The following is an 11,909-nucleotide window of genomic DNA, read 5'->3' on the forward strand; positions in this document are numbered from 1 at the left end:
ATAAAAATAAATAAGAGGTGTCCTATGAAAAAAAAGTTTGTTATATCTTCCGTAATTATAATTCTTTTTGTATGCTTATTATTTCTGAGTAACATAGTTCAATTTATAATTAATATTGAGTGGTTTAATCAAGTGGGTTACCTTTCAGTATACAAAACAAAGATTCTTACTGTGTTTAAGCTTATGATACCTGTTTTTATCATTAGTTATATTAGTATATGGTTATATTATAAAAGCATCAAAAGGAGTATCATACACTTACAAAAGGTGGTTGAGGTAAATCCCAAGAAAATGGCTATTGAAAATAAAATTTTTATAGCTTGTAATTTAATTGGTTCATTTGTATTTTCTTTTACCTTTGCATCTACATATTGGAATATGCTTCTTCAATTCATAAATGCAGTTAGTTTTAATGTGAAAGACCCTATTTTCAATATAGATGTATCCTTTTATGTTTTCAAGCTTCCCTTAATTGAATCTCTATATGGAGCTATAATGACGTTACTCGTATTCCTAGTTATTATTAACGTAACAGTTTTCTTTGTAATTAAAGCAAAGGATACTTTTTCTGTAAGGAGAATCTCAAATCCTTTTGACGACTTAAAAGGACTCATGAAGGACCTCATTAAATTTTCAGGAAAACAGCTTGCTATAATATTCTCGCTTATATCACTTTTTCTTTCACTTGGATTTTTAATAAATTCATTTAATTTAGTGTATAGCCCTAGTGGAGTTGCATATGGCGCAAGCTATACGGATATTCATACAACCCTACTATTTTATAAAATATTGATTGTGGCATGTATTATTTCTGCAATAGTAATATTTATAAGTGTTTTAAAATCAAAGGCTAAACCTATAATGATTGCAGTTGCCGCTATATTTTTGATAAGCTTTACAGAGGTAATATCAGCTGCAGTAGTTCAAAATAGTATTGTAAAACCAAATCAAAAAGAACTTGAAAAGCCATATATTCAAAACAATATTAATTTTACAAGAAAAGCCTTTAATATAGAGAATATCGCTACAACATCTTTTACTGTTAAAAATGATTTGAAACAAGAAGATATTTCTAATAATCAGAGGACGATAAATAATATTAGAATAAATTCAGCTGCGCAGGCACTTGAATTCTATAATCAAGTTCAAATTATAAGATATTACTATAATTTTAGTGATGTAGACGTAGATAGATACAAAATAAACAATAAGTATAGTCAAGTATTTCTTGCAGCAAGAGAAATTGACTCAAAGTCATTAGCTCCAAGTACTTGGCAGAATACTCATATGATTTACACCCATGGTTTTGGTGTTGTAATGAGTAAAGTTAATGCTGTTACATCAGAAGGACAGCCTGATTTTGTAATTAAAGATATGCCTATTGCTAACAGTACAAATATTAAATTAACTAATCCGAGAATTTATTTTGGTGAACAAACAAATGACTATGCATTAGTAAATACTAATGTGAGCGAATTTGACTATCCTCAAGGTGGAGCCAACAAAATAACAAATTATGTTGGGAAAGCCGGGATCAAAATGAATTTAGGTAACAAACTTTTGTTTGCAATAAAAAATGGGGAATTGAATTTCCTACTATCAAGGGATATTAAGAGCACAAGTAAAATCCTTATTAAACGAAATGTAGTCGATAGAGCAAAGACTATAGCTCCTTTTTTAACTTACGACAAGGATCCATATACTGTTATAAGTGGAGGTAAATTATATTATGTACTTGATGCATACACTACATCAAACAAATATCCGTACTCACAGCCTCAAAATGGAGTAAACTATATTAGAAATTCAGTTAAGGTTGTAATTGATGCTTATGATGGAACTTCAACTTTCTATATGGTAGATTCATCTGATCCAATAGTGAAAAGCTATGCAAAAATTTATCCTAAGCTTTTCAAAAATATATCAGATGTTCCTGCTGACTTAAAAGCACATTTTAGATATCCATCTGATATATTTAATATTCAAAGTGCAGTACTCGGAAAATACCATGTAACTGATCCTGGAGTGTTTTATAATGGAGAAGATATTTGGGATGTTTCCAAAAATGCATCTGCTGTTGGCGGAGAACTTAAAACAACCATTCCACCATATATTGTAGAAAAATTACCAGGAACAAATAATGAAGAAATGATACTTCAACAATATTTTAATATAAAAGGAAAATATAACATGACGGCAATACTCGGGGCTAGGATGGATGTAGGAAACTATGGTAAACTGTTCCTAAATAAATTTCCAGCAGAAACCACAGTATACAGCCCATACCTCTTTAAGCAGAGGATAAGTCAGGACACTACAATTTCAGCACAACTTTCTTTATGGAATACGGGCGGATCTCAAGTACAGTATGGAGACACTGTAATTCTACCAATAAAGAATTCTCTGCTTTATATTGAGCCTCTTTATTTAAGGGCTAGCGGAGAAAATAGTATTCCTGAAATGAAAAAGATAATAATTTCGTATGACAATAAGTTATTGCTAGTGGATAATATTCAAAGTGGATTAGAACAGATATTTAATTATAAGACACCAAACGCAGTAGTTCCAGGTGAAACAGGAACTACTACTGCTCCATTAAGCCAAGCTAAAACCAAACTAATTAAACAGGCAAATGATTTATATACAAAAGCACTTGATGCCCAAAAAAGTTTAGATTGGACAAAATATGGAGATTATATTAAGCAACTTGGCACTACGCTATCACAATTAAAAAAATAAAAAACGAAAAACAGATGCAATTTTGCATCTGTTTTTCGTTTTATCTACATATTCTTATAAACTTTTTTTGTGTATCTATTTAGTACTTTGAAGTTTAGCTATAATTACATCTTTCATTTCTACTAGTTTTTCTTTTGCTGCCTTTAAGCTTTTTCCTTTTGAGTACATGTATATTTTAATTTTTGGTTCAGTACCTGAAGGTCTTACAGCATACCAACTGTCATCATCAAAATAGAATTTAAGTACATTAGCTTTTTCTATTCCACTAGGTTCTTCTGTTCCCTTAATTACATCATAGGACTTTTCTAAGTCATAATCTATATATTTAACAAGCTTTGCGCTTCCTATTGTTTTTAGATTATCTTTTCTGTATTCTACCATCATTCTAGATATTCTTTCTTGTCCTTCTATGCCTTCTAGAACTAGAGAAACTAGGTCTTCTCTATAATATCCAAACTCCTCATATATCTCATCCATTATATTTAATAGAGTCTTTCCTTGTGTTTTATAGTAAGCTGCTGCTTCACATAAAAGCATAGAAGCTATTACTGCATCCTTATCACGAACGAAAGTTCCGGATACATAACCAATGCTCTCTTCATATCCGAAAATAAATTCATAACTATTATCTCTTTTAAAATCATTAATCTTTTCACAGATGTTTTTAAATCCTGTTAGTACTTCGAAGGTTTCAACACCATATTTCTTAGCTATTGCCCTACCTAAATCCCCTGTTACTAAAGATTTTACTATAGCTGCATTAGTAGGAAGTGTCTTATTTTCTTTCAATCCTTCAATGATATATTTTATTAGTATTGCTCCTGTTTGATTACCATTAAATGCAACATATTCACCCAACTTATCTCTAACCATTATGGCAAGTCTATCACAATCTGGGTCAGTTGCTATTAATAACTCTGCTCCCTCTTTTTTACCAAGATTCTCTGCATACTTGAAGGCTTTTACATCCTCTGGGTTTGGGTATCCAACTGTTGTAAAGTCTGGATCTGGATTTTCCTGCTCTGGTACTACTATTATATTAGTAAAGCCCCTCTCCTTTAAAACTCTTCTTACAGGTACATTCCCTGTTCCGTTTAGTGGAGTGTATACAATTTTTATATCCTTATCAATATTTTCTCTAATAGCTAGTCCCTTTACTTTTTGGATATATTCATCATCCATAACTTTTCCAAGCATTACTATTAATCCTTTTTCTCTTGCCTCATCCATGTCCATAACTTTTATAGTACTAAAGTCTGTTATGCTCTGTATCTTCTGCGTTATTCCCTTTGCTACAGATGATAATATTTGAGCACCATCTTCCCAATATACTTTATATCCATTGTATTCCCTAGGGTTATGGCTAGCAGTTACAACTATTCCTGAAGCAGTATGAAGCGTTCTTACCGCATAAGATAATTCTGGAGTAGGTCTTAATTCTTCAAATAAATAAGCCTTAATTCCATTTGCAGCTAAAACTTGTGCTGCTCTAGCTGCAAACTCTGCCGAGTAATGTCTGCAGTCATAAGCTATTGCAACTCCTCTATCCATATATTCCGTGCCGTAACCTTTAATATAATCTGCAAGACCTTGAGTCGCTCTTGAAATTATGTATATGTTCATTCTGTTAAGTCCTGCACCTAATTTTCCTCTTAAACCTGCAGTTCCAAACTCTAAATCCATGTAAAATCTATCCTCAATTTCTTTTGTATCTTTTGTTATTGAGCTTAATTCTTCTCGGGTCTCTTTATCAAAGAATTCGTTATTTAACCATTCTTCGTATTTTTTTATATAAGTCATCTTTAATCACGCCTTTCCAAATAATTACTATCAGATAACATTATACATGATTTTACCATTATTTTATATGTCTATCCATAAAAATAGTATATTTTTTACAATTTTATTTAATATTTGTAACAAATTTTAAGTTTCACCATAGAATATAATAGGATACATTAATGCTACTTCAGAAGAAAATTCCTCCTGGATAATATTATATTTGTTATTACTTTCCATAAGTAGTTATTAATTAATAATATATATATCCTTCTGAAGTCATTAATGAACTCTCTTTGTTGCTTTATAATTGATGGAAGCCTTCCGCGTTTTCTTTTTCTTATACATCAAATCAATATACTTATTTAGTCCAGTTACTATAAGCAGTTTGGAAAATCATTTCTTTTAAAAAAGGCTCTTGCTTTAGCAAATTTAATAATTTGTTAAAACAAGAGTCTTTCTTTTTTTGTGGGGGGTAGCTAACAATCATTTTTTCGCATCATATATCATCTTAGATACTTGTGCAATTAAATCATCTGCATCATTTATGCCCTTTGTAAAAACAACAAGAACATATGGATTATCATTGCATACAATTGCTGTGTCATTTACATATGGAGCAAAGTCCCCAATTTTATGAGCTACAATTTTTTGTGGAATATATTTATCTATCCTATCGTGGTACTCCGTGTTTTTCATGGCTTTAATTATATCTTTATAATATTTATTGTTGTTAGGATTTGAATATAGTCTTTCTAAGATTTTAGACGAATCCATTGGTGTAATATTATTACCATCATGAGTTATTGGATGTCCTACAATTTTTTCAATATAATTATATCTATTTTCAATGCCCACTTTTCTTAGAAGCATATTTATAGCTATATTATCTGAATATATTATTGAAAGATCACTTAATGTCTTTATCGCAATTGGTTTACTTAGATCCGTACCTTGAAGCACACCTGCACCATCTTCAAAATCAACTTTGTCATATTTTAATTTTTCATTTATATCAATCTTTTTCTCCTTAACCATATCATACATAAGCATGTTTATAGGTACTTTTATCGTACTCGCCGCAAGAAACTGCTTGTCCTCATTTATTGTAATAGACTTTTTAGAATTAATATCATAGTAAACCATTCCAAAATTATTTATGTTGTCACCTACAAGTGTTTTGATTCTCTTTTCTAGAGTATCCAATTGGGCTTGTTTTTTATTATCTTGATTTATTCTGTCTTGCTTGTATTCGAATAAATATTTAGTTCCAGATGCGTTTATAGGTACGACATTATTAATTTTATTACTCAAGGATGTATGACTTACCGCTTGAGTATCTACAACGGCTGCTACCTTATGTTTACTTATGTTCAGTGCTATAAAAAATGCAATTATTGCTAGCAAAATGATGCTATTATTTTTTCTCATCTAACAGTTCCCCCTTATCATCTGTGAGATCTAAGACTTACAAATGTTATCCATTTAGATTTCTATTACTACTATTTTTAAACCATAACTTTTGAGTGTCATTTTGATTATAATTATGTTAATATTTTATAAATTTATTTCTAATTTTACATTATACCTTATATTTCGTCAAGATATATATTTTTTTTACTGTTTATTGTCTAAAATAAAAATTGAATATTTGCTTTCTTCTTCATAAAATCTTCATGCTTTCTGATTATAATTTAAACCATAGAATATAATTAAAAAAGAGGTGACGTATGAGTATCAAAAAACAGAAAATTAAAGTTTACAATATGACCTGTACCTCCTGTGAATCGAGAATAGAGAAGGCTTTGATGCATATACCTGGTGTTATTAAGGTAATCGCTGATTACAAAAGTGAAAGTGTATTTTTACAATTTAACGATATATCCTGCAATATTGAACTGATTAAAGACACTATATCAAAACTTGGTTATACTACCGATAATTCTTCTAGTTTTAAACTTATCGGCATGTTAGTGATAGTTCTTGCAATCTTTCTTTTAAGCAGGGCTGGTAACAGCTTTGACATGAATTCTAAGCTTGTTAATGCTTCCTACTTAGTTTTATTCATAGTAGGCATTTTCACCTCCCTACATTGCGTAGGTATGTGTGGTGGCATTATGTTATCTCAAAGCATATCAACAGTAAATAAGAACAAGTTTGATTCTCTGAAACCCGCTATATTTTATAATCTTGGACGTGTGATATCCTACACAATCCTTGGTGGAATTGTTGGAGCTCTTGGTTCTGTTTTTTCTCTTTCATTATCGTTTAAAGCGATTCTTCAAGTGTTCGCTGGACTTTTTATGATTATCATGGGACTCAACATGTCTGGGTATAGTCTTTTTAGAAGATTTAACATAAGATTACCTTGGTCTTCTTGTAACATTAAGAAAAGTGGGAGAACTCCCTTTATTGTAGGTGTTTTGAATGGCTTTATGCCCTGTGGACCACTACAAACTATGCAGCTTTATGCTCTTGGTACAGGTAGTGCTATAAATGGTGCCACATCAATGTTTATATTTTCGCTTGGTACGGTGCCTTTAATGCTTGGATTTGGAGCTGCTTCTGGTTTCTTAAATAAAAACCATACTAAGCAACTTGTAAGGTTCGGTGGAATTCTTATTGTTGTCCTTGGGCTAATTATGGGTAACCGAGGACTTGCTCTTGCTGGCATTAATATATCCCCTATGGCTTTTGCTAGTAATACTTCTAATCAGACTAGTTCTTCTGGAAAAATTACAAAAGCTACTGTCAAAAACGGTGTTCAAATAATAAATATGACTGTGGATGCTAGTGGATACAGTCCTAATGTACTTTATGTGCAAAAGAATGTGCCTGTTAAGTGGGTAATAAATGGTGAGCAGCTAACTTCCTGTAATAATTCTATCGTGATTCCGTCACTTAATATAGAAAAAAGCTTAAAATCTGGTGAGAACGTCATAAATTTCACCCCAGGAGATAAAGATATAAATTTTAGCTGCTGGATGGGAATGATAACTGGAGTAATTAAAGTAGTTGACGATGTTAAAACTATAGATACTACAAAAACTACAGATACTGTTGTACCTGCAGCTGGAGCTAGTTGTTGTTCTCCACAATAACTGGTCTAATAATTAAAAAAAAGAGTTGTATAAGCTTTCCTTGACTAGCTTACACAACTCTTTTTAATTTTTTGTATACTTTATTTACTCAGTGATTTATCGTCTACTTAAACTCGTTCATAAACCCGCTAATTCTATCTAAATCAATTTCACAATCTACTAAGGGCTTACCATTTTTAAGAAAATCTAGTTTATCAGTATAATGAGGCTTTTCTTCTCTATATAACACTCCAATTGGAATCTTATCTCCCCATTCCATTGCCGTCTCCATTGCCTTTAATTTGTTGGTTGGGTCATAGTTTTTATCAAGCATATATACCCTATTTTTATACCATTGATGTGTATTAATTTTATTAAAACTTACACAAGGTTGAAGGATGTCTACAAGCGCATATCCTTTATGATTTATCGCTTGCAGCATTATCTCCTTTAGTGTTGCCTTATCATTACTAAAAGCTCTTGCCACAAAACCTGCTCCAAGTGTAATTGCAAGTAAAATAGGGTTCATTGGTATATTATTTGAACCAAATGGTTGCACTGCAGTTACATGTCCTATATCCGAAGTCGGCGATGCCTGCCCCTTTGTTAATCCGTACACTTGATTATCATGTACAAAATGAGTTATATCAACATTTCGTCTCACATTATGGATAAAATGATTTCCACCTTCTCCATAAGCATCACCATCTCCTGTATCCACAATTACTGTCATTTCCTTATTAGCAATTTTAGCAGCGATTGCTGGTGGTAGAGCTCTTCCATGAAGACCACAGAAACCATTTGTATTTATATACTGTGGTGTTTTCGCTGCTTGCCCAATTCCTCCAACTATTAATACCTGATGAGGTTTCTTGCCAAGCTCTATAAGTGTTTCCTTTAATGCTAAAAGTATATTTGCATCTCCGCAGCCTGGGCACCATGCTGTTTCTGAAGTAGAAATGCTACAATCAACCATGTTATATAACCCCCTTTAAATTTTTAACTATATCTTCAGAGGCTATTGGTCTTCCATCATACCTTAAATAACTTTCATCCATTTGTATTCCCGTATTTTCTCTTATAAGTTGTGCAAGTTGACCTGTTGCATTTTGTTCAATATTTATTACTTTTTTAGCCTTAAGAGTCTTCTCTTTAAGCAAATTCTCTGGTAATGGCCATACATCTCCAAATACTAAAGCACCATATTTTTCTTTACCTTTCGCATTTAGAAGTTTAACCGCCTCTTTAATTGGCCCGTGCATTGATCCCCATCCAACTAATAAGGTATCTATATCCTCTTGTCCTATATATTCAGGTTCTAATAAATCTTCCTTTATAGACTCCATTTTTCTTAGTCTCTTATCATTCATTATAACTCTTACCGCTCCCGATTCTGTAATGTGCCCAGTTTCATCATGCTCATCACTATCCACTAAAACAGTTTTACCTGGTATTCTACCTGGAGTTATTCTAGGAGAAACTCCAGATGTAGTTACTTCATACCTATTATATACCTTATCCCCTGCATACTCATCTCCGATGTACTCATCTCCGATGTACTCTTCTTCACTTAAGTATCTTTCAATCTTAATTCTTTTAAAATCAAAAGAATTTACTGTCCTTAGACTATCTGCAAGAAATTGATCTCCTAGCAAAATTACTGGAATTTGGTATTTATCTGCTAAATTAAATGCCCTCATAGTCTGATAAAAACAGTCCTCAGGGTGTCTTAAAGCTATTACCATTTTTGGTACCTCTCCTGGGGTTCCTGAAATAACAAACTTAAGATCTGCTTGCTCAGTTCTAGTTGGAAATCCAGTTGTAGGACCAGGTCTTTGTATTTCAGCAACCACTAGCGGAACTTCTAACATACTTGATAAACCTAAAGCCTCTACCATCAAAGCATACCCACCGCCAGAGGTGCCTGTCATTGCTCGTACTCCAGCATAAGAAGCGCCAATAGCCATATTTATTGCGGCTATTTCGTCCTCTGCCTGTTCAACAACTATTTCAGCTTCTTGAATTTTTGAAGCAAGGTAATCCATTATAGTTGTAGAAGGTGTCATAGGGTATGCTGAGTAAAACTTGCAACCTGCAGCCAAAGCTCCTAAAGCAATAGCATCATTACCATTAATTAATATACTTTGTTCCTTCTCATTTGCCTTAATATCATATTTAGGTGAAACCTCTTTGTATCCGGCTTCGAAAGCAGCGAAATTTTGAACTGCAACCTCCGCCTTAAAGGTCTCTTTTAATAAATCCTCCACAAAACTTAAATCTAAATTAAAAAGCTTAAGAAGTGCTCCCAGGGCTACATTTCCAAAAGCTTTAGGATTTCCTATAGTTTTTGCAATTGATTTTAAGGGAAGATTATACATCCTATCATCTTTATACTCGATTGCTTGGTCAGCAATAATAAAACCAGTATCTGTAAGTTCATCTAAATGTAGTTCAATGGTTTCTTTATTTAAAGCAATAATACCATCTATCTCATTGCAATGTGAGCTTATCTCTTCATTTCCGAAACGAATTTGAAAAAAATTATGCCCCCCTCTAACTCGAGACATATAATCCTGCAAAGTAAAAATTTCAAACCCTTTCTTTTTAAAGAGTTTCTCGAGTATTGTAGCAAGGGTTTCCATGCCCTGACCTGCAGCTCCGCCAATCAAAACATTATAAATCATATGTTCAACCCCCTTTTATGCTTGTATGTTGCGATAAATAGTATGGTTATCAAATTCATGGGATATTTGCTAATTTAATAGCTTTAGTGTTGCTTGTGTTAATAATATTTAATCGCCTACATTCAATTTAGTATATTCAATATAACTACAATAAGAACAATACTTTTCACCTAATGTATATTTAGTTCTTATAGACATAAAAAAAGGTATCTATAGCATACACACTTCAATACATGTGTTTAACTATAGATACCCTTTATAATTGTTCCTCTTTTTATTATAAATTCTTTTCGTAAGACTCAACCATTTTTTTAACCATTTGTCCGCCTACTGAACCATTCTCTCTTGAAGTTAAATCTCCATTGTAACCTTCTGTAAGATTTACTCCTACTTCCTTAGCAGCTTCCATCTTAAATTTATTTAATCCTGCCTTAGCTTCTGGTATTAATACTCTGTTTCTTGACATATAAATCTCCTCCTTTTATTTGATAATGATTTTCATTTCTACTAGTATGATGTGCATTATTGAAAATAATACTCCTAGTAATTTGTGACTATTTTAATATAATTTATGATGTATAATTGTTTTCATTTTTGTTTCAAAATGTCGAAATAAGTAACGTCAGACTGGAAAAATGATCCTTTTACATTACTTATTTCTACAATATTTGAATTATTTTGTTTGAAATAAAGGTATTTTCCAATATTTTGTCGAATATATATAATATGGTATAAAACATATATAAAGGGGACTACAAATATGGAAGAACCGAAAATAAACATAGTCATTGCTGATAACGATAAAGATTTTTGTAATGTTCTTTATGATTATCTATTAACGCAAGAAGATATTGTTGTTAATGGAATCGCTGAGGATGGAGCAAAAGCATTAACATTAATTAAAGATAAAAAACCTGATTTAGTAATACTTGATTTAGTTATGCCTATACTTGATGGTTTGAAAGTTTTAGAGAGTCTAAATACAATGGAGTTAGATCAAGTTCCTCGCATAATAGTCTTATCAGCAGTTGATAGTGATATAATATCTCAAAAAGCTGTATCACTAGGAGCCGATTATTATGTTACTAAACCTTTTGACATAGAAATATTTATTAAAAGAATAAGAAGAATGTTTAATACCACCGTATGTGATGATGATGTAACAAACCCCTTAAATAATCTTAAAAAGACTAAAATTGAAATTAAAAAAAGCCAGAGGGTTGATCTTATTGGTCAAATAACTAGTAGTATTCATGAAATTGGTATTCCTGCTAATATAAAAAGTTATATGTATTTAAGAGAAGCAATAAATATGGTAGTAAATAATGCTTCACTTTTATCATCAGTTCCAAAAGAATTGTACCCATTGATAGGTGAAAAATTTAATACTACTGCTAGTATGGTAGATAGCTCAATTAGTCATGCAATAGATGTTGCACGCACTAGCGGAAAGGCGATAACTATTAACAAAATATTTAATTATACTATTGGCAATGAAAAAGTAGATTCTACTAATTCAGACTATATAGAAATGGTCACTAACAAATCGAAATTATAATTTTTTTTTACCAACATTCCTATAAATATTTTTTATTAGGACGATAGTTAATATCCTTAATACCATCTT

The 11,909-nt window shown here is 31.7% G+C and carries 7 protein-coding genes and 1 pseudogene; 3 read left to right on the plus strand and 5 right to left on the minus strand.

All coding sequences use genetic code 11. The annotated features are described in order from the left end of the window. Nucleotides 1-24: 24 nt before the first annotated feature. Nucleotides 25-2,739 (plus strand): UPF0182 family protein, encoded by a 2,715-nt coding sequence (locus LGK95_RS13600; RefSeq protein WP_226125332.1) that lies wholly within the window; start codon nt 25-27, stop codon nt 2,737-2,739. Between the two features lie 75 nt (nt 2,740-2,814). Here the strand turns inward: LGK95_RS13600 and LGK95_RS13605 are convergent, their stop codons facing one another. Then, nucleotides 2,815-4,539 (minus strand): phospho-sugar mutase, encoded by a 1,725-nt coding sequence (locus LGK95_RS13605; protein ID WP_226125333.1) that lies wholly within the window; start codon nt 4,537-4,539, stop codon nt 2,815-2,817. A gap of 465 nt (nt 4,540-5,004) precedes the next feature. Further along, nucleotides 5,005-5,949 (minus strand): serine hydrolase, encoded by a 945-nt coding sequence (locus tag LGK95_RS13610; protein WP_226125334.1) that lies wholly within the window; start codon nt 5,947-5,949, stop codon nt 5,005-5,007. 299 nt (nt 5,950-6,248) lie between these two features. Between LGK95_RS13610 and LGK95_RS13615 the strand changes: the two are divergent. Continuing rightward, nucleotides 6,249-7,610: pseudogene (locus LGK95_RS13615) on the plus strand (urease accessory protein UreH domain-containing protein); the annotation flags it as partial. A 112-nt stretch (nt 7,611-7,722) separates the two neighbouring features. Here the strand turns inward: LGK95_RS13615 and LGK95_RS13620 are convergent. The 3 genes from LGK95_RS13620 to LGK95_RS13630 all read right to left on the minus strand — a co-directional run bounded on the left by LGK95_RS13620 (nt 7,723) and on the right by LGK95_RS13630 (nt 10,748). Next, on the minus strand, nt 7,723-8,574 hold the full coding sequence (locus LGK95_RS13620; protein ID WP_226125335.1) for a thiamine pyrophosphate-dependent enzyme: 852 nt from the start codon (nt 8,572-8,574) through the stop codon (nt 7,723-7,725). A 1-nt stretch (nt 8,575) separates the two neighbouring features. Next, on the minus strand, nt 8,576-10,282 hold the full coding sequence (locus LGK95_RS13625; protein WP_226125336.1) for a 2-oxoacid:acceptor oxidoreductase subunit alpha: 1,707 nt from the start codon (nt 10,280-10,282) through the stop codon (nt 8,576-8,578). A 277-nt stretch (nt 10,283-10,559) separates the two neighbouring features. Then, complete coding sequence (locus LGK95_RS13630) at nt 10,560-10,748, minus strand: alpha/beta-type small acid-soluble spore protein (RefSeq protein ID WP_226125337.1); 189 nt, start codon at nt 10,746-10,748, stop codon at nt 10,560-10,562. Nucleotides 10,749-11,042: 294 nt separating this feature from the next. Here LGK95_RS13630 and spo0A point away from each other — a divergent pair, with 294 nt between their 5' ends. Further along, entirely contained in the window at nt 11,043-11,840 is a 798-nt protein-coding gene (gene spo0A, locus LGK95_RS13635; protein WP_226125338.1) for a sporulation transcription factor Spo0A, read from the plus strand. Nucleotides 11,841-11,909: the final 69 nt, after the last annotated feature.

Source organism: Clostridium algoriphilum (assembly GCF_020443705.1).
Lineage (GTDB): Bacteria > Bacillota > Clostridia > Clostridiales > Clostridiaceae > Clostridium_AD > Clostridium_AD algoriphilum.

Bases quoted from the DNA above. Each gene is read 5' to 3' on its own strand.
- LGK95_RS13620 (WP_226125335.1), bottom strand. From the start codon at position 8,574: ATGGTTGATTGTAGCATTTCTACTTCAGAAACAGCATGGTGCCCAGGC.
- LGK95_RS13625 (WP_226125336.1), bottom strand. From the start codon at position 10,282: ATGATTTATAATGTTTTGATTGGCGGAGCTGCAGGTCAGGGCATGGAA.
- LGK95_RS13605 (WP_226125333.1), bottom strand. From the start codon at position 4,539: ATGACTTATATAAAAAAATACGAAGAATGGTTAAATAACGAATTCTTT.
- LGK95_RS13600 (WP_226125332.1), top strand. From the start codon at position 25: ATGAAAAAAAAGTTTGTTATATCTTCCGTAATTATAATTCTTTTTGTA.
- spo0A (WP_226125338.1), top strand. From the start codon at position 11,043: ATGGAAGAACCGAAAATAAACATAGTCATTGCTGATAACGATAAAGAT.
- LGK95_RS13630 (WP_226125337.1), bottom strand. From the start codon at position 10,748: ATGTCAAGAAACAGAGTATTAATACCAGAAGCTAAGGCAGGATTAAAT.
- LGK95_RS13610 (WP_226125334.1), bottom strand. From the start codon at position 5,949: ATGAGAAAAAATAATAGCATCATTTTGCTAGCAATAATTGCATTTTTT.